The organism is Pseudomonas sp. RSB 5.4 (assembly GCF_037126175.1).
Taxonomy (GTDB): Bacteria; Pseudomonadota; Gammaproteobacteria; order Pseudomonadales; family Pseudomonadaceae; genus Aquipseudomonas; species Aquipseudomonas fluorescens_H.
Genome location: NZ_CP146986.1, coordinates 1,342,057 through 1,365,433, shown reverse-complemented (window position 1 = coordinate 1,365,433; position 23,377 = coordinate 1,342,057). Strand labels below are relative to the sequence as shown.

The following is a 23,377-nucleotide window of genomic DNA, read 5'->3' as shown; positions in this document are numbered from 1 at the left end:
GGGAACGCATTTCCCTTGTGGGAGCGGGCTTGCTCGCGAAGGGGCCGCAAAGAACGACAAAGCAACGCCTGATATTTTTTTTGAACAAAAATGAAACCGGTTTCAGAGGTAGATAACAATGAATAAACCCGCCGTTTCCATCAGCCTGTCCAGCTACGGCGCCGAGCTTGTTCGCCAACGCGGGCAGGACTTCTTCATCGACGTGTTGGCCGCCGCCGGTGCCGATCGCATCGAGTGGCGCGAAGAGTTGCTGACCCGCGAAGTGCCCGCGCAACTGAATGCCGCTACCCAAGCGCAGGGCTTGCAAAGCATCTATTCCTCGCCGACCGAGCTGTGGCTCGCCGGTCAGGCGCGGCCCAATCCCGAGCTGATCAGCGCCCTGCAACACGCAGAGGCATTCGGCTCGAAATGGCTGAAAGTCTCGCTCGGTTACTTCACCGACAACTGTGATTTGCAGGTGCTGAAACAGCTGCTCGGCGCCAGCCCGGTACAACTGCTGGTGGAAAACGACCAGACTTTGCAGGGCGGCCGCATCGAACCGTTCCAGCGTTTTTTCGCGGCGGTCGAGCAGCACAACTTGCCGATCAAGATGACTTTCGATATCGGCAACTGGCAGTGGCAGGATCAGTCCGCCACCAACGCCGCACGCCTGCTCGGACGTCATGTCGGCTATGTGCACTGCAAAGCCGTAGCCCGCCGCGCCGACGGCAAACTGGTGGCGGTACCACCGGCCGTCAGCGATCTGCATTTGTGGGAACAACTGTTAAGGCACATGGCCCAAGGCGTTATGCGTGCCGCCGAATACCCGTTGCAGGGCGATGACCTGGTGGCGTTGACCACCGAACACGTCGCCGCCCTTGCCCGCCTTGGCCAATCGCGCCTGGAGCCTGCCCATGTCTGACATCGATATTCTGTCGTTTGGCGAAACCATGGCGATGCTGGTCGCCGAACAAACCGGTGATCTGGCCGAAGTCGAACACTTTCATCGGCGCATTGCCGGCGCCGACAGCAACGTGGCGATTGGTCTGTCGCGCCTGGGTTTCAACGTAGCCTGGCTGAGCCGCATTGGCGCCGATTCGCTGGGGCGTTTTGTGCTGGAAACATTGGCCAGCGAAGGTCTGGATTGCAGTCATGTCGCGGTCGACAGCGCACATCCGACTGGTTTCCAGTTCAAGTCGCGCACCGACGATGGCAGCGACCCGCAGGTCGAGTATTACCGTCGCGGTTCGGCGGCCAGTCATCTGTCCGTTCAATCGATCAGCGAAACCCTGCTCAGCGCGCGTCATCTGCACGCCACCGGGATTCCACCGGCGCTGTCGGCCACTGCTCGGGAAATGTCTTTCGAGCTGATGACACGCATGCGCCACGCCGGGCGCAGCGTGTCGTTCGACCCCAATCTGCGCCCAAGCCTGTGGGCCAGTGAGCAAGAGATGATCCGCGAGATCAACCGCCTCGCCGCCCTCGCCCACTGGGTACTGCCGGGTTTGAGCGAAGGTCGGCTGCTGACCGGGTTTGAAGATCCGGCGGACATTGCGGCGTTTTATCTCGATCAGGGCGCTGAAGCCGTGGCGATCAAGCTCGGGCCGCAAGGTGCCTATTACCGCACGCATCTGGATCAGGGGTTTGTCGCCGGGGTGCCGGTGGCCAACGTCGTCGATACCGTGGGTGCGGGTGATGGTTTTGCGGTGGGCATGATCAGTGCCCTGCTTGAGCATCAGAGTTTTGCCGAGGCCGTGCAACGCGCGAACTGGATTGGCAGTCGGGCGGTGCAGAGTCGCGGGGATATGGAGGGGTTGCCGACCCGGTCTGAACTCATCGTTGAATTCGAAACCGCCTTCGCGAGCAAGTCGAATCGTCGCACCGTCGCTCCCACATTTGAAATGCATTCCCCTGTGGGAGCGAGCTTGCTCGCGAAGAGGCCCGCTTGATCACCGCAAAAATTTGAACCTGCTGCGACAAAAACAACAAGCTCAGGAGCAACACCATGAAAACTGCAACCCTCGCCGCCCGCCGCTGGTGGTACATCATGCCCATCGTGTTCATCACCTACAGCCTGGCGTATCTGGATCGCGCCAACTACGGCTTTGCCGCCGCGTCCGGTATGGCTGCCGACCTGATGATCACGCCGGGTCTGTCTTCATTGCTCGGCGCGCTGTTCTTCCTCGGCTACTTTTTCTTCCAGGTGCCGGGGGCGATCTACGCGCAAAAGCACAGTGTGAAGAAGCTGATCTTCTTCAGCCTGATTTTCTGGGGTGGCCTCGCCACGCTGACCGGCGTGGTCTCCAACGCCTACTGGCTGATCGTGATCCGCTTCATGCTCGGCGTGGTCGAAGCCGCGGTGATGCCGGCGATGCTGGTCTACCTGTGCCACTGGTTCACGCGTGCCGAACGCTCGCGGGCCAACACCTTCCTGATCCTCGGCAATCCGGTGACCATGTTGTGGATGTCGGTGGTTTCCGGGTATCTGGTGCAGCATTTCAGCTGGCGCTGGATGTTCATCATCGAAGGTTTGCCGGCGGTGATCTGGGCGTTTATCTGGTGGAAACTGGCCGATGATCGTCCCGCTCAGGCCAAGTGGCTGAGTGAGCAGGAAAAGCACGATCTGGAAAGCGCCCTCGCCGCCGAACAGGTCGGGATCAAAGCGGTGAAGAACTACGCCGAAGCATTCCGTTCGCCGAAGGTAATCATTCTGGCGCTGCAGTTTTTCTGCTGGAGCATCGGCGTCTACGGCTTTGTGCTGTGGTTGCCGTCGATCCTCAAGGCCGGCGCGAAAATGGACATGATCGAGGCCGGCTGGCTGTCGGCGCTGCCGTATCTGGCAGCGGTGATCGGCATGCTCGCGGTGTCGTGGGGCTCGGACAAACTGCAAAAGCGCAAACGCTTCGTCTGGCCGCCGCTGCTGATCGCCTCCATTGCGTTCTACGGCTCCTACGCTCTGGGCGCCGAGCATTTCTGGTGGTCGTACACGCTGCTGGTAATCGCCGGCGCCTGCATGTACGCACCTTACGGGCCGTTCTTCGCCATCGTTCCGGAGATCCTGCCGGCCAACGTCGCCGGCGGTGCCATGGCGCTGATCAACAGCATGGGCGCGCTCGGCTCGTTCGGCGGCTCGTATCTGGTCGGTTACCTGAACAGCTCCACCGGTTCGCCCGGTGCCTCGTACCTGCTGATGAGCGGCGCGCTGCTGCTGTCTGTGGTGCTGACGATTTTTCTCAAGCCTGGCGCCAGTGACCGCGTCGTGGCCAAAGCCGTTGTCACGCGTCCCGTGCCGGCGCATTCCTGAAGAGATTTTTGTTCATGAAAAAACATGTCGTGCTGTACAAAAAACTGTCGCCAGCGCTGATGTCGCGTCTGCAGCAACAGTGTGAAGTGACGCTGATCGAAAGCCTCGACGCCGACGGCCTGATGAAACTGCGTGACGCCCTGCCCGGCGCCCACGGTTTGCTCGGCGCCAGCCTGAAACTCGACGCGGCGTTGCTCGACCTGGCGCCGCAACTGCAGGCGATTGCCAGCGTTTCGGTGGGCGTCGACAACTACGACATCGATTACCTGACCCGGCGCAAGATCCTCCTCAGCAACACCCCGGACGTGCTCACTGAAACCACCGCCGATACCGGTTTCGCGCTGATCCTCGCCACGGCCCGGCGCGTAGTCGAGCTGGCGAATATGGTGCGCAGCGGCCAGTGGCATCGCAACATCGGCCCGGCGCATTTCGGCACTGATGTGCACGGCAAGACCCTGGGCATCATCGGCATGGGGCGGATCGGTGAAGCGTTGGCGCAGCGCGGGCATTTCGGCTTCGGCATGCCGGTGCTCTATCACAGCCAGTCGCGTAAACCGGCGGTCGAAGCGCGTTTCGATGCGCAGTACCGCAGTCTTGAGGCGCTGCTGCAAGAGGCCGATTTCATCTGCCTGACCCTGCCGCTGACCGCGCAAACCGAAGGCCTGATCGGCGCCGAACAGTTTGCGCTGATGCGCCCGGAAAGCATCTTCATCAATATCTCTCGCGGCAAAGTGGTGGATGAGGCAGCGCTGATCGACGCGTTGCGCCATCAGCGGATTCGCGCGGCGGGGCTGGATGTGTTCGAGCGTGAACCGCTGAATCATGATTCGCCGTTGTTGCAGCTGAACAATGTGGTGGCGACGCCGCATATGGGTTCGGCGACGCATGAGACGCGGGAGGCGATGGCACGGTGCGCGGTGGACAATCTGCTTGCTGCTTTGGCTGGGGAGAAGCCGGCGAATCTGGTGAATCCGGCGGCTTGGCAGGGCTGAAAAATGTGCTGAATGGCAGATTGCATTCGCGAGCAAGCCCGCTCCCACAGGGTTCGGTGTGTACAGATAACATTATGTACACACCCATCCACTGTGGGAGCGGGCTTGCTCGCGAAGAGGCCAGTTCAGGCAACACAAGACTGTCAGGCACTACGCGCCTGCAACAGCTGCACCGCACACAACGCAATCCGCGCGCAGGCATCGGCCAGTTTCACCCGGTCCAGCACCAGGCCGATGCGAATATGCCCCGCCGCACTCGGCCCGAACGCTTCGCCGGCCAACACCGACACCCCGTACCCTTCCAGCAACCGCTCGGCAAATGCCTGCGCGCCATACCCGGTCTGGCGCACATCGACCATCACGAACATCCCACCATCCGGGCGGATCGGCTGCAGCCCCGGGCAACCACGCAAGCGTTCGCACACCAGATCGCGGCGCAATCGATACTCGTCGCGCATCCGCGTCACCTCCGGCAGATCGCTTGCCAACGCGACCTCCGCGGCTTTCTGCACAAAATCCGGCAGACCGAAGAGCATGCTCAACGACAGGTTCACCAGATGCTCGGCCAGCACCTTCGGGCCGATCGACCAGCCAATGCGCCAACCGGTCATGGCATGGGATTTCGACAGACTGTTGATGGTTGCGGTGCGCTCGGCCATGCCCGGCAGGCTCGCCGGGCTGATGTGCTCGCCTTCATACAGCAGATCGCTGTAGACCTCGTCGCTGATCAGCCACAGATCGTGACGCACGCACAGCGCCGCCAGCTCTTGCCAGATCAGCAAGGAAAGGCTTGCGCCGGAAGGATTGTTGGGGCTGTTGAGCAACAGGGCACGGGTTTTCGGCGTGATACGCGCAGCGACATCGGCGGGATCGACTCTAAAGCCGTTTTCCGGCCGTACAGGCACCGGCACCACCGTCGCACCGCAGGCGCCGAACACACCTTCATAAGTCACGTACATCGGCTCGGCGACGATCACCTCGTCCCCCGGGTCCAGCAGACACTGAGCCACCGAATACACCGCGCATTGCGCCCCGGGCAGCACGATCACGTGCTCGGCATCCACCACCTGACCGCTGCGCCGCTGGTGGCGCGCGGCAATCAGCTTGCGCAGCGCCAACCGGCCACGCACTTCGGAATAATGCGTATCGCCCGCCAGCAAGCTATCGATGGCGCCGTGGATGATCGGCAGCGGCGTGTCGAAATCCGGATCGCCCACGCTCAGCAGCAGGATATCGACGCCCTCGGCGCGCAACTCCAGCGCTCGGTCATGAATCTGCCAGGCCGCTGCTCCCTCCCCGGCGATTCGTTGGGTCAAGGCTGAATAGCGCATGCACGTCTCCTGATTGCGCGGTCTCCAGCCTTCACCCTATCTCAAATCACAAAACGCGCCACCATGGCATTCAAATCCACCGCCAGACGCGACAGTTCATGGGTGGCGGCGCTGGTCTGGTTGGCCCCGGCGGCCGATTGGGTGGCCAGATCACGGATGTTGACCAGGTTGCGGTCGACCTCACGCGAGACCTGCGCCTGTTCTTCAGAGGCACTGGCGATGACCAGGTTGCGTTCGTTGATCTGATGGATCGACTGGGTGATTTGCTCCAGCGCCACACCCGCAGCGCGGGCCATTTCCAGGGTGGTCTGGGTGCGCTGGTTGCTTTGCTGCATCGACGAAACCGCTTCACCAGTGCCGTTCTGGATGCCGGCGACCATTTTTTCGATTTCCTGGGTCGATTGCGCGGTGCGATGAGCCAAAGCGCGCACCTCGTCCGCCACCACGGCGAAACCGCGTCCGGCCTCACCGGCACGCGCCGCTTCGATCGCCGCGTTGAGGGCCAGCAGGTTGGTCTGTTCGGCAATGGCGCGGATCACGTCCAGCACTTTACCGATGTCGCGGCCCTGCGCGGCGAGGCCTTCGATCATTTGCGCGGTGCTCTGCACGTCATGGGTCATGGTCTGGATAGCGTCGACGGTTTTCACCACTTGGTCACGACCTTCGCGGGCGGCCTGAGTCGACTGGTTCGAGGCTTCGGACGTCGACACCGCGTTGCGTGCCACCTCTTCCACGGCGGCGGTCATTTCGTTGACGGCGGTGGCGGCCTGTTCGATTTCGTTGTTCTGCTGTTGCAGGCCACGGGAGGCTTCTTCGGTGACCGCGCTCAACTCTTCGGCCGCCGCGCCGAGTTGGGTGGCGGAACCGGCGATCTGTTCGATGGTTTTGCGCAGGTTGGTCTGCATCAGGGCCAGCGCTTCGAGCAGGCGGGCCGGTTCGTCCTTGCCATCGACTTCGATGGTTTTGCTCAGGTTGCCGCTGGCGATGGTTTGTGCGGCTGCCACTGCGCGATTGAGCGGTGTGACGATGCTGCGAGTCAACAGCAAGGCCAGCATTACCGTAGCGAGCGCAGCGACGACAGCAACGATAACGATGCCGGTAATGGCACTGTCGTAGTGCTCGCCGGCCTGACCGGAGGCGGTTTTCGCGTCAGCGGAGTTGATTGCGATCAGTTTGTTGAGCTGCTCGCCCATCTGATCGGTGCCGTCCTTGATGCGCGTGTTGATCAGAGTGCGCATCTCCTCGATCTTGTCCTGACGCGACAGCTCCATCATCTGGTTTTGCGCTTGCAGGTAGTTGTCCAGTGTCACGGCGAAGGCCTTGTACTGCGCCAGTTCTTCACCACCGGCAGGCAGTGCGGCGTAGCTGGCCTGGGCGCTGCGCACTTTGTCCACCAGCTCGTTGATACGGCCCTGAGCATCCTGCAACGCTGCCGGCTCACGATTGATCAGCACACGGAACGAGAGAATCCGCAGACGCAGAACGTTTTCAGTCACTTTGCCAAGGTAGGCAACGCTGGGCAGTTGATTGGTCTCCATGTCGATGGAAGCCTGGCGGATGGTCGACATGCGGTTGACGGCGAACACACCAAGGACAATCACCAGCAAGGCGATAAAGGCAAAACCGAGGAAGGCACGGGGCGCGATATTCAGGTTACGCAAGGACATGGTTGGACTCTCGGATAGAGGTAGCTGCGAGCGTCCTTGCCGTCATCACTGACCCCTGGGGCGGGTTCAGTCCGGCGTCACCATTCGAGGGAATCTGTGTGCGCCTGATCTCTGTATCGGCTGGGCTTTAGGAAGATTTCGTGTAAAGCGAAAATATTTTTCAAGGTGTTTCAACGCTGAAACACCTTGCGATCCCCCTGTAGGAGCTGCCGAAGGCTGCGATCTTTTGATCTTGTTTTTTTTTGAACATCAAAATCAAAAGATCGCAGCCTTCGGCAGCTCCTACAGGGTTTGCTCAGGATTTCGCTGCCAGTTGCCAAACGCGGGCAATGTCAGTCGCACGTTCACGCAACAAACGCGGAGCCTCGGCGCAGGCCTGTTCGAGGGTCATCGGGCCGTTGGTCACGGCGAATGCCGCATCGATACCGTGCTCGTAGAGTTCCTGATAACCCTCGCCCAGCGTGCCGGCGATGACGATTACCGGGACATTGTGTTGCTTGGCGATTCGCGCCACGCCGAACGGGGTCTTGCCGCGCAGGGTTTGCGCGTCGAACCGCCCTTCTCCGGTGATCACCAGATCGGCGCCGTTGACCGCTTCGGCCAGCCCCACCAACTCGGCCACCACTTCAACGCCGGCCTGAAACTGCGCTCCGAGAAACGCCTTCGCCGCAAAGCCCAATCCACCTGCCGCACCGCTGCCCGGTTCATCGCGAACGTCCTTGCCCAACGCTTGCGCGCAGAGCTCGGCGAAGTGTCCCAGCGCCTGATCCAGTTGTTGTACCTGTGCCGGTGACGCGCCCTTTTGCGGGCCGAAAATGGCCGAGGCGCCTTGCGGCCCGCACAGCGGATTGTTGACGTCGGCAGCGATGTCGAAGCGCACTCGGGCCAGACGCGGATCCAGCTCGCTCAGGTCCAGTCGCGCCAGTTGCGCCAATGCCAGACCGCCCGGCACCAGCGCTTGGCCTTGCGCATCGAGCAATTTCACCCCGAGCGCCTGCATGGCGCCGGCGCCGCCGTCGTTGGTGGCGCTGCCGCCGATCGCCAGAATTACCCGTTGCGCGCCGGCATCCAGCGCGGCGCGAATCAGTTCACCGGTGCCGAAGGTGCTGGTGATGCAGGCATCGCGCTGCCCCGTAGGCACCAGTTGCAAACCACTGGCCTCAGCCATTTCGATGATCGCAGTGTGGTTGTGTGGCAGCCAGCCCCATGCGGCGTCGACCGGCGTGCCCAGCGGCCCGCGCACCCGGGTGCGGCGCAGTTCACCTTCACACGCGGCAAGAATCGACTCCACTGTGCCCTCGCCACCGTCGGCCATCGGGCACTTGACCAATGTCGCCTGCGGCCAGACTTGCGCCAGCCCCAGCGCAATGGCTTCGGCAACGCCTTGGGCACTCAGGCTGTCCTTGAACGAATCGGGGGCGATGACGATTTTCATGCGAATTCTCCAGTTCCAATGCCCTTCATGCTGCCAGTCGGCATGCGCATTGACGCCTGTCCGCTGCACAAGCGGGGTTGGCGATTGTTGTTCATTTATACAAAAGCCTTGGGATTGATGCTGAATGTTCTGGCCCTATCGCGAGCAGGCTCACTCCTACAGGGGAACGCATTTCAAGTGTAGGAGTGAGCCTGCTCGCGATGGCGTCTCAGAAAACATCCGATCCGGATCAGTCTGCGGCAGCAATTGCACCCCGAGATACAACGCCAACATCCCGTCCAGCCGCAACGGGTCTACCCCGCTCAACTCGGCAATCCGCTCCATCCGGTAACGCAGGCTGTTGCGATGAATGCCCAGCGCATCGGCGCACGCCTGGCTCTGCCCATCATGCTCACACCAACTGCGCAGGGTCGCGAGCAACTGGCCGTTGCTGTCCTTGGCTATGACCTTGCGCAACGGTTTGAGCAATTCATCCAGCGCATCATCGTTGCGATGGCGCCAGAGCATCACCGGCAAGCGATAGCGGTTGAGGGTCAGCAAACGCGAGTGCGGCAACACATCCCGGCCATAGGCAAGCAGATCGCCGACCCGCCGATAACAGCGGCGCAGCCCGATCAAACCATCCGCCTGCCCGCCCACGGCGATGCGCAGAATGTTCCAGCCCAGGCCATCGAGCTTTTCCAGCAAACGATCATGCTCAACCGTCTGACCCGCCGGCCGACACCACAGCAGCGATGACTTGGCGGAACTCACGCACCAGCTGTCCGGGTAGCGCGAGGTCAGCCACGCGCTCAACGCCTCGACGGTCTGCCCCGGCCCGTGCTCCAGACCCAGTTCGAACAGATACGGCACCCGGGTCAGTTGCGGCTTGAGGCCCAGCTGCTGCGCCTCATCTACCAAGCGTGGCGAGTCCCCCGCTTCGCTCAACAGCAACGCCAGCAGGTCATCGCAACGTTGCCGCCGCCATTGCTGTTCGGCCTGCTGATTGCGCTGGCCGACCAGCATTTCCGCAGTCATGCGCACCAACTCGGCGTAGGTGCGCAGTTGCTCCGGTTCGCCGGTAATGCCAAGCACACCGATCAAGCGCTGATCGAGCAACAGCGGCAGGTTGATCCCCGGCTGCACACCTTTCAGATGCACGGCGGTTTGCGCGTCGATCTCCACCACCCGCCCGTTGGCCAGCACCAGTTGCGCACCTTCGTGACGGGTGTTGATGCGTTCCGGCTCACCACTGCCGAGGATCAGACCCTGGCTGTCCATGACGTTGACGTTGTACGGCAAAATGGCCATGGCCCGGTCAACGATATCCTGGGCAAGATCGTGATCGAGTTCGAACATAACGACTAGAATCCTTTAAAACAGGCGCGGACGGTTGTTCACCCGCACAGGGTCTGGCGGCAAACCCTGTGCTCAGGCACAAAGACAATCCGGCCACAGGTGGCCGAGACTCTCAGGGCGATCAACGTTAACCTGTGCATCGCAAAAAATCATAATAAAGAGAGAGCCGCCATGTCGCAGAGCGCCGCAGCTACCCAGACCATCGACGCCGGTAAAAACGCCGTCTACAAACGCATCACCCTGCGTTTGATCCCCTTCATCTTCATCTGCTACCTGTTCAACTACCTCGACCGGGTCAACGTTGGCTTCGCCAAACTGCAGATGCTCGACGCGCTGAAGTTCAGCGAAACCGTGTACGGCCTCGGCGCCGGGATCTTCTTCATCGGCTACGTGCTGTGCGGTGTACCGAGCAACCTGGCCCTGACCCGCTTCGGCCCGCGCCGCTGGATCGCGCTGATGATGATCACTTGGGGCACGCTGTCGACCTGCCTGCTGTTCGTCACCACCCCGACCCAGTTCTACACCCTGCGCCTGTTTACCGGTGCGGCCGAAGCCGGGTTCTTCCCGGGCGTGGTGCTCTACCTCTCGCAGTGGTTCCCGACGTTCCGCCGTGGGCGGATCATGGCGCTGTTCATGTCGGCGATCCCGGTTTCCGGCCTGCTCGGCAGTCCGTTTTCCGGCTGGATCCTCAACCACTTCGCCGCCGGGCAAGGTGGACTGGCGGGCTGGCAGTGGATGTTTCTGCTGCAAGGTATTCCGACGGTCATCCTCGGCGCCCTCGCCTATTTCCTGCTGAGCGACAGCTTTGCCAACGCCAAGTGGCTAAGCCCGCATGAACGCGCGGTGCTTGAGGCGGACCAGGCCGAAGACCTGGCGAACAAGCCGAAAACCACCTCTGACTCGCTGATCGCGGTGTTCAAGAACCCGGCGATCTGGGCCTTCGGCCTGATCTACTTCTGCATCCAGAGCGGCGTGTACGCAATCAACTTCTGGCTGCCGTCGATCATCAAGAACCTCGGTTTCAGCGACAACCTGGTGATCGGCTGGCTGAGCGCGATTCCGTATCTGCTGGCGGCGGTGTTCATGCTGCTGGTCGGGCGTTCGGCGGACTTGCGCAAAGAACGCCGCTGGCACCTTGTTGTGCCGATGCTGATGGGCGCCATCGGCCTGGTGATTGCGGTGAATTTCGCCGCCAACCCGGCCATCGCCATCCTCGGTCTGACCATTGCGACCATGGGCGCGCTGACCGGTCTGCCGATGTTCTGGCCGGTGCCGACCGCGATGTTGAGCGCGGGCGCGGCGGCCGGAGGTCTGGCATTGATCAACTCGATGGGGCAGATGGCCGGTTTCCTCAGCCCGTACCTGGTGGGTTGGGTCAAGGACAGCACCGGTTCGACCGATGCGGCGTTGTATCTGCTGGCGGGTGTGATCGTCGGCGGGAGCTTGCTGGCGCTGCGCATGACGCGCACGTTGCGGGCGTAAACACGCTGCGATCTTTTTTGCCCTTGTTTATTGCAGGCGGATTGCTCAGCCGATAATTCACTTTGCCCCGTGGGATGCTTCTGGTATTTGATTGGAGTTTTCCCACCGACAAAAGGATTTCGGCATGAGCTACCGCACACTGGGGCACTCGGGGTTGCAGGTGTCCACCCTCACCCTCGGCACGATGATGTTTGGCGAGCAGACCAGCGCAGAGGATTCGCTGCGCATCATCCACAAGGCCTGGGATCAGGGCATCAATTTCATCGACACCGCCGACGTCTACACCAACGGCCGTTCGGAGGAAATCGTCGGCGAGGCGATCGCCCGACACCGTCACGAATGGGTGCTGGCGACCAAGGTCGGATTCGGCCCGGCGGACGGCGTGCCGAACCGCAGCGGCTTGAGCCGCAAGCACATCTTCAATGGTCTGGAGGCCAGCCTGATGCGCCTCGGCACCGACTACCTCGACATCTATTACCTGCACCGCGAAGACCACAACACGCCGCTGGAAGTCACCGTGTCGGCGATTGGCGATCTGATTCGCCAGGGCAAGATTCGCTACTGGGGCCTGTCGAACTATCGCGGCTGGCGCATTGCCGAGGTGATTCGTATCGCTGACCAGTTGGGTGTCGATCGCCCGGTGATCAGCCAGCCGCTGTACAACATCGTCAACCGCCAGGCCGAGACCGAGCAGATCACCGCTGCGCAAACCTACGGTCTCGGTGTGGTGCCTTACAGCCCGCTGGCCCGTGGCGTGCTCAGCGGCAAATACGCACCCGACGTGACCCCGGACGCCAACAGCCGCGCCGGGCGCCAGGACAAACGCATTCTGGAAACCGAATGGCGGGTGGAATCGCTGCGCATTGCCCAGCAGATTCAGCAATATACCCAGGGCCGTGGGGTGGGTATCGTCGAGTTCGCGATTGCCTGGGTGCTGAACAACAGCGCCGTGACTTCGGCGATTGTCGGGCCGCGCACGGAACAACAGTGGGATGCGTACACCCAGGCGCAAACGGTGAAGATCACCACGGAAGATGAAGCGTTCATCGACTCGCTGGTGACACCGGGGCACGCGTCGACGCCGGGGTTCAACGATGTGAGCCATTTTGTGTCGGGCCGTAAACCGCATCAGGGCTAAACGCTTCGCGAGCAAGCCCGCTCCCACAAGGGATTGTCGCCGGATGCAAACCTGGTACTCGACACCCATTCACTGTGGGAGCGGGCTTGCTCGCGAAAGCGTTGGCCCCGTCACTAAAGATTTGGAGTCTGCCCCTTCTTCGCGAGCTGAGTCACACCCACAGGTTTTGTGCTTATCTTCAAGATGTGGGAAATATTGATCACTCGGCCAATATTCAGCACAAAAACCACGTATCCTGCGCGCCCTGTTTGATCACCCACCCGCGAGGACAGTTTGTCTAAAGGTATCGCTCTATCGGTTTCAGCCTCGGTGCTGTTTGCCGTCATGTATTACTACACCTCGCTGCTCACCCCGTTGAGCGGCGTAGAGATTTTCGGCTGGCGGATGCTGCTGACCGTGCCGTGCATGACCGTGTTCATGCTGGTGTCCGGTGAATGGCGGCGGGTACTGGAGCTGCTGCGGCGCGTTGCGGGCTATCCGAAGCTGATCGGCGGCCTGATTGTTTCGGCCGGTTTGCTCGGCGTGCAGTTGTGGCTGTTCATGTGGGCGCCGCTCAATGGCTACAGCCTCGACGTGTCGCTGGGTTATTTCCTGTTACCGCTGGCGATGGTGCTGACCGGGCGCATTGTGTACGGCGACAGCCTGTCGTACCTGCAGAAAATCGCGGTGTTCTTTGCCATTCTGGGCGTGGCGAACGAGTTGTATCAGGTCGGCGGATTTTCCTGGGCGACACTGGTAGTCGTGGTCGGGTATCCACTGTACTTCGTGCTGCGCAAACGCTTGAAGACTGACAACCTTGGCGGTCTATGGGTCGACATGACGCTCATGCTGCCGGTGGCGTACTGGTTTGTGCGCGGTGGCGAACAGGGCTTTGGCGTGTTCGATCAGTATCCTGGCTTGCTCTGGCTGATTCCCCTGCTCGGCCTCATCAGTGCTTCGGCGCTGGTGGTCTACATCATCGCCAGCCGCTTGTTGCCGTTCAGCCTGTTTGGTTTGCTCAGTTATGTGGAACCGGTGCTGCTACTCGGTGTGGCGCTGTTGCTCGGTGAAAGCATCAAGGCCGGCGAGTGGCTGACTTACATTCCGATCTGGCTGGCGGTGGTGGTATTGATCTTCGAAGGCTTCAAGCACTTGATGCGACAACGCCGCTCTTAAAAGCAATACAAGACTACTGTGGGAGCGGGCTTGCTCGCGAAAGCGTCAGGTCAGTCAACAAAGACCTTGAACGAAAGACCGAATTCGCGAGCAAGCTCACTCCCACAGTTTTGCTGACGCAAAAAAATCCCGGCTGTGCATGACTGCAAGCCGGGATTTTTTCATTCTAGTGGCGGATTACTCGGTGGTCAGCACACCACGACGCACCTGATCACGCTCGATCGATTCGAACAGGGCCTTGAAGTTGCCCTCGCCGAAACCATCATCGCCCTTGCGCTGGATGAATTCGAAGAACACCGGCCCCATCAGGGTTTCCGAGAAGATCTGCAGCAGCAGACGCTTGTCGTCCGGGTTCGACGAACCGTCGAGCAGGATGCCCCGCGATTGCAGCTGATCAACCGGCTCGCCGTGGTTCGGCAGGCGACCTTCGAGCATTTCGTAGTAGGTGTCCGGCGGCGCGGTCATGAAGCGCATGCCGATCTTCTTCAACTGATCCCAGGTCTTGACCAGATCGTCGGTGAGGAACGCCACGTGCTGGATGCCCTCGCCGTTGAACTGCATCAGGAACTCTTCGATCTGCCCGGCGCCCTTGGACGACTCTTCGTTCAGCGGGATGCGGATCATGCCGTCCGGTGCGGTCATCGCTTTCGAGGTCAGACCGGTGTATTCGCCCTTGATGTCGAAGTAGCGGATCTCGCGGAAGTTGAACAGCTTCTCGTAGAAGTTGGCCCAGTAAGCCATACGCCCGCGATACACGTTGTGGGTCAGGTGATCGATGATCTTCAGGCCGGCACCGACCGGGTTGCGATCAACGCCTTCGATGAACACGAAGTCGATGTCATAGATCGAGCTGCCTTCGCCGAAACGGTCAATCAGGTACAGCGGCGCACCGCCGATGCCTTTGATCGCTGGCAGGTTGAGTTCCATCGGGCCGGTTTCGATGTGGATCGGCTGGGCACCGAGTTCCAGCGCGCGGCTGTAGGCCTTTTGCGAGTCCTTGACGCGGAACGCCATGCCACACACCGACGGGCCGTGTTCGGCCGCGAAGTACGAAGCGACGCTATTGGGTTCGTTGTTGAGGATCAGATTGATCGCGCCCTGACGGTACAGGTGCACGTTCTTGGAGCGGTGAGTTGCGACCTTGGTGAAGCCCATGATCTCGAAGATCGGCTCCAGGGTGCCAGGAGTCGGCGATGCGAACTCGATGAACTCAAAGCCCATCAGGCCCATTGGGTTTTCGTATAAATCTGCCATGGTGACGCCTCATCATTCTTATCAATTAACCAGGGTTATTTGTCAGTAATGCTGAGATCGCTGGGTGGTGCGCAGGAGATGCCTCGCACACTGCGGGCGAGGAAGTCACCGTAGATCAGTTGAAACCCGAATATCTTCATTGTCGACCCAAGGCTCTTGCGGGCGAGGCTTCTGCTGCCAGAAGACGATTATTATTGTATGCGTAACCCGATTCTACACAGCGTAAATAGGGTTGTCTGCCCTCTCTATAAAATCCGCCTTTTTCGCATCGGTGCAAGGGGTTTGTTGCACAGGTAAATCCCCACCAGCACCAGGCCGCCTCCCAGATACAGGCTCAACGTCAGTTGTTCGCCGAGCAGCAGCGCGCCGAGAACCACGGCTGTCAGCGGATTCAGGGCGATGAACACGCCGGAACGGGTCGCGCCGATTTTGCGGATGCCGTCGTAGTAGCCGATGTAGGCCAGCGCCGAGCCAAGCACACCCAGGTAGATCAGGCTCAGCCACTGCGGCGTACCGAGGCTGATCAATGCGGCCCAGCTTACCTCGCCGCGCAGCGCCGCCAGCGTCCAGAGCATCACTGTGCCGATCAGCACGGAAAGCGTCACGGTCTGCACCGGGCCGAGTGACTGATTCAGCCCCCGTGAAAACAGCGAGTAAACGCCCCAACCCAACACACAACCAAGAATCAACAGATCGCCGATCCACGCGTCAGGCGTCGCGGCAAGCAATTGCGGATTACGGCTGACGATCACCAGGCCAGCGCCAGCGATACAGATCGCAATACCGGCGACTTTCATCCGCCCCATGCGCTCCTTGAACAACAACCACGAGGCCAGACCGATCACTGCCGGATTCAACGCAACAATCAACGAGGCCCGTGAAGCGTTGATGTATTGCAGGCCATAAAAGAAGCACAGGTTATAGAAGAAAATCCCGAAGAACCCCAGCAACAACAGTTGCAGCCATTGCCGGGACGTCGGTCGTGCCAGCGGGATGCGCGCCAGCCACAGGAACCCCAGCAACGCCGCACTGGCGAGCAGGAAGCGCAGGCTGGCGGCGAACAGCGGGCTGAGACTGCCCGCCAGAAAACGCCCGGCGACAAAGGTCCCGCCCCAAATCATGGTCACCGCTGCCAGAGTCAGATAAACCGGCCGCTCGGAGGTCGTTGCGTGGATTTGCTCGAGGTTGCGCATGATGCTCCAGGTAATGCAGCTGGAAAGATGGCGTATCATTCACCTCATTTAACGTCATCGTAAAATGAGCAAATACTCATGACCCTCACTCAACTGGAGATATTCTCGCTGGTCGCTGAACTGCGCGGTTTCACCCTCGCCGCCCATCGTTTGGGAATTTCGCAGTCAGCGGTGTCGCACGCGATGAAGTCGCTGGAGGAGGAATTGGGCGTCGAACTGCTACACCGCCATCAGTCGCAAGTCGAACTCACCGACATCGGCGAGCAATTGCTCCAGCGCGCACGGGCCATGCTTGGTCTGGCCAACACCCTGCGTCAGGAGGCGGCCGATGCGCGGGGCATGAAAAGCGGCACGTTGCGCATCGGTTCGTTCGGCCCGACGTCATCGATCAAGTTGCTGCCGACGATTTTGCAGCGCTATCGCCAGGCGCATCCGGGCATTGAAGTGCACATAGATGAGGGGCCGGACAGGCAGGTTATTCAGTGGTTGGAAGAGCGGCGGATCGACATCGGTTTTGTGGTGTTGCCTCAGGAGCGTTTCGACACTTTTGCCTTGGCAGAAGACCAGATGGTTGCCCTGCTGCCAGCCGATCATCCATTGGCAGGACGCACCGCGCTGAGCCTCAAGGATCTGTGTGCCGATCCGTTTGTGCTGACCGAAGCCGGTTCATCGGAGCTGGTTTCGCGCCTGTTCACTGCCGCGCGCCTGCAACCGAAGATCCGCTATCGCTGCTCGCAATTGCTCAGCACGCTGGACGTCGTGGGCCGGGGTGACGCAATTACCGTCGTGGCCGAAGGCTCATTACCCGATGATCCAACGCCGCGCTACGTAAAGAAGCCGCTGGCGCCCCCCGTGCAGCGCCAGATCGGCCTCGCTGTCCTCGATCAGCGCCAGGCTTCGCCCGCCACGCGAGCGTTTATCGATCTCGCCACGCAGATCAATCAGCCGTGAGCGGCACAAGCGCCAACGGCCATCTATCATCCCTTCTGACTTCGCTGTTACTCACAGGCGCGCCGTTGGCAGGCCTGCGTTCGAGAGTTCCACTCCATCGCAACAGGATGCGTCCATGCCCTTGACTGTCAAACCCCGCCGCAAACGTAGCGTGCGGATGATTGTGACCCTGCTTTGCGGCCTGTTGCCGGTACTTCTGGGCACAGGGATTCTGTATATGCAGGCCGAGCGCACCTTGCAGCAGAGCACGCAAAACACTGCCGATGAGGCGTTGCGCCAATTCGAACTGATGCTCGACAACACCGCCCAGGCCGCCAGCGAACTGCTGCCCCTGGCTGGCCAACCCTGCGACAGCGTCAAACTGGCGTTGCGTGAACAGGTGACCCGTCGGCCTTTCGTGCGCTCGACCAATCTGGTATGGGACAACAATCTCTATTGCAGCTCGCTGTTCGGTGAGTACAAGGAAGCCGTGAACCCGGGCGACTACACCCAAGGCAAACTGTGGTTGATGAACGGCAATCCCGTTACGCCCAACACCGCGCTGCTGGTATATCGGCTCAGCGAAGGTCGCGGCGGCGCGCTGACCACGCTCGATGGCTATCACCTGAGCAACGTCCTGCGCCTGATTGGCCGACAGACGCTGCTGTTGCTGCAGGTTGGCGACAACTGGCTGTCCGCCGATGGCAAGGTGCATCAAGGCAACCTGCCGCCGTTGCCGGTGGCACAAAGTATGTTGGTTTCTTCGCGCTATGCCTTCAGCGTCGCCGCAGGCTTCCCGCAGGGCGAAACCTGGCGTTATATGGCCGACGAATACCCGCCGCTGTTCAGCCTGCTGATTTTTTTCGGGATCATCTCCGGTGCTATCGGCCACGTCCTGCAGCGGCGCTCCACCTCACCCAGCCATGAAATGCTGCGCGCTCTGGAGGCAGGCGAGTTCATCCCTTATTTCCAGCCAGTGGTGCATGGCGACAGTAAAAAGTGGTCCGGCGCCGAAGTGCTGATGCGCTGGAAACATCCGAAAGAAGGTCTGGTGCGCCCGGACATGTTTATTCCGTTTGCCGAACATTCGGGCCTGATCGTGCCCATGACCCGCGCCCTGATGCAGCAGACTGCCGCCCTGCTCGGCCCGTTGTCTGCTGGTTTCAACAAACCGTTTCACATCGGTATCAACATCACCGCCAGTCACTGTCACGATCTGCAACTGGTGGAAGACTGTCGCGAGTTTCTCGCTGCGTTCGCACCCGGGAGCATCAGCCTGGTGCTGGAGTTGACCGAGCGTGAGCTGATCGAGCCGAACGACATCACGCACCAACTGTTCGAGCAGTTGCATACGCTGGGTGTGATGATCGCCATCGACGACTTTGGGACCGGGCATTCAAGCTTGGGTTACCTGCGCAAATTCAATGTGGACTTTCTCAAGATTGATCAAAGCTTCGTCGCGATGATCGGGATCGACGCATTATCGCGACATATTCTGGATACGATTATCGAGCTCTCGGCCAAGCTCGATCTGGGTATTGTTGCCGAAGGTGTAGAAACTCAGGCACAGGCTGACTATCTGACTGCACACCACGTCAACTTCCTGCAGGGCTATCTGTTCGGAAAACCCATGCCCGGCGCCGACTTCATCGATGCATTAAGTCACCATTAACTAAAAACAAATTAACCCCGGCACTGCGATCGGACGCACCAAATTGATACAAAACACCACTGTTGTTACATGACGACAAGATCAGGATTTACTCTTGGCGCATTAACTACTACAATTTTTTCAGCCTGTGCAAGATTGGCAGGTGAGCCATTATCACCGAGTCGCTTCAAGGCTCTTGGCTTATAGCTTTGTTTGCGGTTGGTATCAGCCAAACACACTATTGGAGTAAAGATATTGTCCAGACTCGCTGAATTTCGTGCAGCTGAAAAGGCCCTTCAGGAACAGCTCAAGCAGCTGGAATCGCTGAAGAACGATGCCGGGCTCAAGAAAGAAATCGAATTCGAAGAAAAGCTCCAGGGGCTGATGAAAACCTACGGCAAAGGCCTGAAAGACATCATCGCCATCCTCGATCCGAACCCGTCCAAGTCCGGCTTGCAAGTGTCCGCCGCACCAAAAACCCGCCGTGCTCGCGTGGTCAAGGTTTATCAAAACCCGCACACCGGTGAACTGATCGAAACCAAGGGCGGCAACCACCGTGGCCTGAAAGCCTGGAAGGAACAGTACGGTGCAGCTACCGTTGATTCCTGGTTGCGCGGCTAATCTTGCGTCAACAACCAAGCCCTGCTTTATGCGGGGCTTTTTTTTCGACAATATCTAACAAAAGCAACGATTTCCCCCGCGCTAGTTATCAATCCGCCTTAACACACACAAGCCGCAAGGCTAAACATTTTGCGCCGGGATGTTGCAATCGTAATCGCTGCTAAACTTTGTGCTTAATTCCTTCGGGTATCTAAACCGGTCGAGGTGCAAACAGACGCTTAAAGTTTCAAGCTGTTTCTCACTGCGACTATTTCCTCGGCGCTTGCCTTATAAACCTCGGCCTGCCCAGCGTAAGAAAGTACATAAGCCTTATCCGCTGCGGCCGCAGCAACCAAAGTTTGCGACAACACATGTCGACCGTTTTCAGTGATCGTGCAGGTGGTTTCCTGCGCGTCCAAAGAGCCGAGCTTCGCCGGGTGTACCTTGTTGCAAACACTCTGATAGCCGCCCTGGAAGAAGTCCTTCTGTATCGATTTGCGCATCTCCAGCAGAACGCCCGCCACATTGACCTGATGACCTGCTTCCACCTGAGTCATGGTCAACTCCATCACCATGACCTGATTGCCGTCGGTGTCGGTTTTCACCGCGCGCTGGCGCGAAACCTGAGGGGCTTGATCGGGCAGCGCCTCTACTTCCCAGCCAGCAGGCCAAGTGATACTCGGCTGGTCCGCCAGTGCAGGAGCGGCAAGCAAAGACGAGAAAAGGCAAACGAACAGCGCTTTGAACGGTCGGATCATTACCAGAGGCACTCGCAGATTGAGCTGCAAAGTCTGAGGCCCGGCCGCCCACAGAGCAAGCCGCGCATTCGGTTTGGCGATGCCGCCCCGCATGCGTATCATTGCGCCCATTCACTCGCCCCATTGTTACGGAGGGCCTATGAGCCTGCACGAACTGAACACTTTCCCCGGCGTCACCGCCACTCCAGACAGCGCAACCCGCAACTTCGTCTTCAACCACACCATGCTGCGCGTGAAGGACATCACCCAGTCGCTGGACTTCTACACCCGCGTACTGGGTTTCTCGCTGGTGGAAAAACGTGATTTCCCGGAAGCCGAGTTCAGCCTGTACTTCCTCGCACTGGTCGACAAGGCACAGATCCCGGCCGACGCCGCTGCCCGCACCGAGTGGATGAAGTCGATTCCCGGCATCCTCGAACTGACCCACAACCACGGCACTGAAAACGATGCCGACTTCGCCTATCACAACGGCAACACTGACCCGCGCGGTTTCGGCCACATTTGCATCTCGGTTCCGGACATCGTTGCGGCATGTGCACGTTTTGAAGAGCTGGGCTGTGATTTCCAGAAGCGTTTGACCGATGGCCGCATGAAAAGCCTGGCGTTCATCAAAGACCCGGATGGCTACTGGGTTGAAATCATCCAGCCTGCGCCGCTGTAACTGACTGCATAAAAAGCCTTTGTGGGAGCGGGCTTGCTCGCGAAAGCGGTGAGTCATGCAACGCAGGTGTTGGCTGGCGGACGCTTTCGCGAGCAAGCCCGCTCCCACATTTGGATTTGTGTCAGGCATAAAAAAACCCATGATCGCTCATGGGTTTTTTCGTTTCAGCGACTGACGTTTATGCCGGCGCCGACGTACGGATCAAGTGATCGAACGCGCTGAGGGAAGCCTTGGCGCCCTCGCCCACCGCAATCACGATCTGCTTGTACGGCACAGTGGTCACGTCGCCCGCCGCGAAGATCCCCGGGATCGACGTTTCGCCACGGTTGTCGACGATGATTTCACCACGCGGCGACAGCTCGATGGTGCCTTTGAGCCAGTCGGTGTTCGGCAGCAGACCGATCTGTACGAAGATCCCCTCCAGCTCGACGCTGCGCAGTTCGTCAGTCTTGCGATCCTTGTAGCGCAAGCCGTTGACCTTCTCGCCATTGCCGGTGACTTCTGTGGTTTGCGCACTGGTGATCACGGTGACGTTCGGCAGGCTGTGCAGCTTGCGTTGCAGTACCGCGTCGGCACGCAGTTGTACGTCGAACTCCAGCAGGGTCACGTGGGAGACGATACCCGCCAAGTCGATGGCCGCTTCCACGCCGGAGTTACCGCCGCCGATCACCGCCACACGCTTGCCTTTGAACAGCGGACCGTCGCAGTGCGGGCAGTACGCCACGCCTTTGTTGCGGTATTCCTGCTCGCCCGGCACGTTCATTTCACGCCAGCGTGCGCCGGTCGCCAGAATCACGCTTTTGGCTTTCAGGGTCGCGCCACTGGCGAAGTGGACTTCGTGCAGCTCGCCGTTCTTGCCCGGGATCAGCTTGTCTGCACGTTGCAGGTTCATGATGTCGACGTCGTACTGCTTGACGTGTTCTTCCAGCGCCGTGGCCAGTTTCGGGCCTTCGGTTTCCTGCACGGAAATGAAGTTCTCGATGGCCATGGTGTCCAGCACCTGACCGCCGAAGCGCTCGGCCGCGACACCGGTGCGGATGCCTTTACGGGCGGCATAGATAGCGGCCGAAGCACCGGCCGGGCCACCGCCGACCACCAGCACATCAAAGGCTTCTTTGGCGCTGATTTTCTCGGCCTGACGCTCAATGGCGCCGGTGTCGAGCTTGGCGAGGATTTCTTCCAGCCCCATGCGGCCCTGGCCAAAGTTCTCACCGTTGAGGTAGATGCTCGGCACAGCCATGATCTTGCGATCGTTGACTTCGTCCTGAAACAGCGCGCCGTCGATGGCGACGTGACGGATGTTCGGGTTCAGCACGGCCATCAGGTTCAGCGCCTGAACCACGTCCGGGCAGTTCTGGCACGACAGCGAGAAGTAGGTTTCGAAGCTGAACTCGCCCTTGAGCGAGCGGATCTGTTCGATCACTTCGGCGCTGGCTTTCGATGGGTGGCCGCCGACTTGCAGCAGGGCCAGCACCAACGATGTGAATTCGTGGCCCATCGGGATGCCGGCGAAACGCAGGCTGATATCGGCACCCGGACGATTGATCGAGAACGACGGCTTGCGGGCATCGGTGCCGCTGTCGATCAGGGTAATCTGGCTCGAAAGACTGGCAACGTCTTTCAGCAGGTCAAGCATTTCCCGGGATTTCGCACCGTCGTCGAGGGAAGCAACGATCTCGATCGGCTGGGTGACCCGTTCCAGGTACGATTTCAACTGGGCTTTAAGATTGGCGTCCAACATACGGGCGATCTCCTGTGTCTTTGTTCGAGGCGAAAAAAAGCCCGAGCGAATCTCGCCCGGGCTTTTTTAATGGGCGGTGCAGCTTACTGAAGTAGGTGCGGAGTCCCGCCCTGTGTTGCGTGCGTCACAGACTTAGATCTTGCCGACCAGGTCCAGGGACGGAGCCAGAGTGGCCTCGCCTTCTTTCCACTTGGCTGGGCAAACTTCGCCTGGGTGAGCAGCAACGTATTGAGCAGCCTTGATCTTGCGCAGCAGCTCGGAAGCGTCACGGCCAACGCCGCCATCGTTCAGTTCAACGATTTTGATCTGGCCTTCAGGGTTGATCACGAAGGTGCCACGGTCAGCCAGGCCAGCTTCTTCGATCAGCACGTCGAAGTTGCGGGAGATGACGTGGGTCGGGTCGCCGATCATGGTGTATTCGATTTTGCCGATCGCTGGCGAAGTGTTGTGCCAGGCAGCGTGAGCAAAGTGGGTGTCGGTCGAAACGCTGTAGATTTCCACGCCCAGTTTCTGGAACGCAGCGTAGTTGTCGGCCAGGTCTTCCAGCTCGGTTGGGCAAACGAAGGTGAAGTCGGCTGGGTAGAAGAACACTACGGACCATTTGCCTTTCAGGTCAGCGTCCGAGACTTGTACGAAGTCGCCGTTTTTGAACGCGGTAGCTTTGAACGGTTTTACTTGGCTGTTGATGATAGGCATTGATGACTCTCCGTCAGGGTTGTGAATTCGATGGGTGAATCCTACCCACTCACTCGACGGATGGCTCATTGG

At 59.8% G+C, this 23,377-nt stretch carries 20 protein-coding genes and 1 pseudogene; 12 read left to right on the top strand and 9 right to left on the bottom strand.

The features are described from left to right. Positions 1-118: 118 nt before the first annotated feature. Genes V9L13_RS06025 through V9L13_RS06010 form a run of 4 tightly spaced genes read left to right on the top strand, consistent with a single transcriptional unit; the run spans position 119 to position 4,275 of the window. Positions 119-901, top strand: coding sequence for an AP endonuclease (locus V9L13_RS06025; protein WP_338801851.1), 783 nt, complete (start codon positions 119-121; stop codon positions 899-901). Beyond that, complete coding sequence (locus V9L13_RS06020; RefSeq protein ID WP_338801850.1) at positions 894-1,928, top strand: sugar kinase; 1,035 nt, start codon at positions 894-896, stop codon at positions 1,926-1,928. The genes V9L13_RS06025 and V9L13_RS06020 overlap by 8 nt, the downstream gene beginning before the upstream one ends. Before the next feature lie 56 nt (positions 1,929-1,984). Next, positions 1,985-3,283 carry an MFS transporter gene (locus V9L13_RS06015; protein ID WP_338801849.1) on the top strand — a complete coding sequence of 433 codons (1,299 nt, stop codon included), beginning with the start codon at positions 1,985-1,987 and terminating at the stop codon, positions 3,281-3,283. A 14-nt stretch (positions 3,284-3,297) separates the two neighbouring features. Continuing rightward, on the top strand, positions 3,298-4,275 hold the full coding sequence (locus tag V9L13_RS06010; RefSeq protein WP_338801848.1) for a D-glycerate dehydrogenase: 978 nt from the start codon (positions 3,298-3,300) through the stop codon (positions 4,273-4,275). 143 nt (positions 4,276-4,418) lie between these two features. Here V9L13_RS06010 and V9L13_RS06005 read toward each other — a convergent pair whose 3' ends face one another. The 4 genes from V9L13_RS06005 to V9L13_RS05990 all read right to left on the bottom strand — a co-directional run bounded on the left by V9L13_RS06005 (position 4,419) and on the right by V9L13_RS05990 (position 10,046). Continuing rightward, the gene (locus V9L13_RS06005; protein WP_338801847.1) at positions 4,419-5,606 is read right to left on the bottom strand and encodes an aminotransferase class I/II-fold pyridoxal phosphate-dependent enzyme; all 1,188 of its coding nucleotides are present in this window, start codon (positions 5,604-5,606) and stop codon (positions 4,419-4,421) included. Between the two features lie 41 nt (positions 5,607-5,647). Beyond that, entirely contained in the window at positions 5,648-7,273 is a 1,626-nt protein-coding gene (locus tag V9L13_RS06000; RefSeq protein ID WP_338801846.1) for a methyl-accepting chemotaxis protein, read from the bottom strand. A gap of 295 nt (positions 7,274-7,568) precedes the next feature. Continuing rightward, positions 7,569-8,708: a glycerate kinase gene (locus tag V9L13_RS05995; protein WP_338801845.1), complete on the bottom strand. Its 1,140-nt coding sequence runs from the start codon at positions 8,706-8,708 to the stop codon at positions 7,569-7,571. 156 nt (positions 8,709-8,864) lie between these two features. Then, positions 8,865-10,046: a sugar diacid recognition domain-containing protein gene (locus tag V9L13_RS05990; protein ID WP_338801844.1), complete on the bottom strand. Its 1,182-nt coding sequence runs from the start codon at positions 10,044-10,046 to the stop codon at positions 8,865-8,867. Between the two features lie 171 nt (positions 10,047-10,217). On the opposite strand from V9L13_RS05990, the gene V9L13_RS05985 reads away from it, so the two are divergent. The 4 genes and pseudogenes from V9L13_RS05985 to V9L13_RS05970 form a co-directional block, all read left to right on the top strand. Then, positions 10,218-11,528 carry an MFS transporter gene (locus V9L13_RS05985; protein ID WP_103483345.1) on the top strand — a complete coding sequence of 437 codons (1,311 nt, stop codon included), beginning with the start codon at positions 10,218-10,220 and terminating at the stop codon, positions 11,526-11,528. A gap of 124 nt (positions 11,529-11,652) precedes the next feature. Then, positions 11,653-12,666, top strand: a complete 1,014-nt coding sequence (locus tag V9L13_RS05980; RefSeq protein WP_338801843.1) for an aldo/keto reductase — start codon at positions 11,653-11,655, stop codon at positions 12,664-12,666. 273 nt (positions 12,667-12,939) lie between these two features. Next, complete coding sequence (gene rarD, locus V9L13_RS05975; RefSeq protein WP_262141355.1) at positions 12,940-13,821, top strand: EamA family transporter RarD; 882 nt, start codon at positions 12,940-12,942, stop codon at positions 13,819-13,821. A gap of 18 nt (positions 13,822-13,839) precedes the next feature. Further along, positions 13,840-13,929 (top strand): annotated as a pseudogene (locus tag V9L13_RS05970) (metal ABC transporter ATP-binding protein); the annotation flags it as partial. A 69-nt stretch (positions 13,930-13,998) separates the two neighbouring features. On the opposite strand, the gene hppD reads toward V9L13_RS05970, so the two are convergent. Next, on the bottom strand, positions 13,999-15,075 hold the full coding sequence (hppD, locus tag V9L13_RS05965) for a 4-hydroxyphenylpyruvate dioxygenase (protein ID WP_003224634.1): 1,077 nt from the start codon (positions 15,073-15,075) through the stop codon (positions 13,999-14,001). Positions 15,076-15,320: 245 nt separating this feature from the next. Further along, positions 15,321-16,268, bottom strand: a complete 948-nt coding sequence (locus V9L13_RS05960; RefSeq protein ID WP_338801842.1) for a DMT family transporter — start codon at positions 16,266-16,268, stop codon at positions 15,321-15,323. A 78-nt stretch (positions 16,269-16,346) separates the two neighbouring features. Between V9L13_RS05960 and V9L13_RS05955 the strand changes: the two genes are divergently transcribed. From V9L13_RS05955 to V9L13_RS05945, 3 genes are all read left to right on the top strand, one after another. Continuing rightward, positions 16,347-17,219, top strand: coding sequence for a LysR family transcriptional regulator (locus V9L13_RS05955; protein WP_338801841.1), 873 nt, complete (start codon positions 16,347-16,349; stop codon positions 17,217-17,219). Between the two features lie 115 nt (positions 17,220-17,334). Then, positions 17,335-18,870: an EAL domain-containing protein gene (locus V9L13_RS05950; RefSeq protein WP_338801840.1), complete on the top strand. Its 1,536-nt coding sequence runs from the start codon at positions 17,335-17,337 to the stop codon at positions 18,868-18,870. Positions 18,871-19,104: 234 nt separating this feature from the next. Continuing rightward, positions 19,105-19,470 (top strand): histone-like nucleoid-structuring protein, MvaT/MvaU family, encoded by a 366-nt coding sequence (locus V9L13_RS05945; RefSeq protein WP_003224630.1) that lies wholly within the window; start codon positions 19,105-19,107, stop codon positions 19,468-19,470. 218 nt (positions 19,471-19,688) lie between these two features. Here the strand turns inward: V9L13_RS05945 and V9L13_RS05940 are convergent, their stop codons facing one another. Continuing rightward, positions 19,689-20,207: a DUF4946 domain-containing protein gene (locus V9L13_RS05940; RefSeq protein ID WP_045122752.1), complete on the bottom strand. Its 519-nt coding sequence runs from the start codon at positions 20,205-20,207 to the stop codon at positions 19,689-19,691. A gap of 139 nt (positions 20,208-20,346) precedes the next feature. Between V9L13_RS05940 and gloA the strand changes: the two genes are divergently transcribed. Continuing rightward, positions 20,347-20,868 carry a lactoylglutathione lyase gene (gene gloA / locus V9L13_RS05935; RefSeq protein WP_003224626.1) on the top strand — a complete coding sequence of 174 codons (522 nt, stop codon included), beginning with the start codon at positions 20,347-20,349 and terminating at the stop codon, positions 20,866-20,868. 178 nt (positions 20,869-21,046) lie between these two features. On the opposite strand, the gene ahpF is transcribed toward gloA, so the two are convergent. Further along, positions 21,047-22,609 (bottom strand): alkyl hydroperoxide reductase subunit F, encoded by a 1,563-nt coding sequence (ahpF, locus tag V9L13_RS05930; RefSeq protein ID WP_003224623.1) that lies wholly within the window; start codon positions 22,607-22,609, stop codon positions 21,047-21,049. A gap of 132 nt (positions 22,610-22,741) precedes the next feature. Continuing rightward, entirely contained in the window at positions 22,742-23,305 is a 564-nt protein-coding gene (gene ahpC, locus V9L13_RS05925) for an alkyl hydroperoxide reductase subunit C (RefSeq protein ID WP_003224621.1), read from the bottom strand. Positions 23,306-23,377 lie beyond the last annotated feature (72 nt).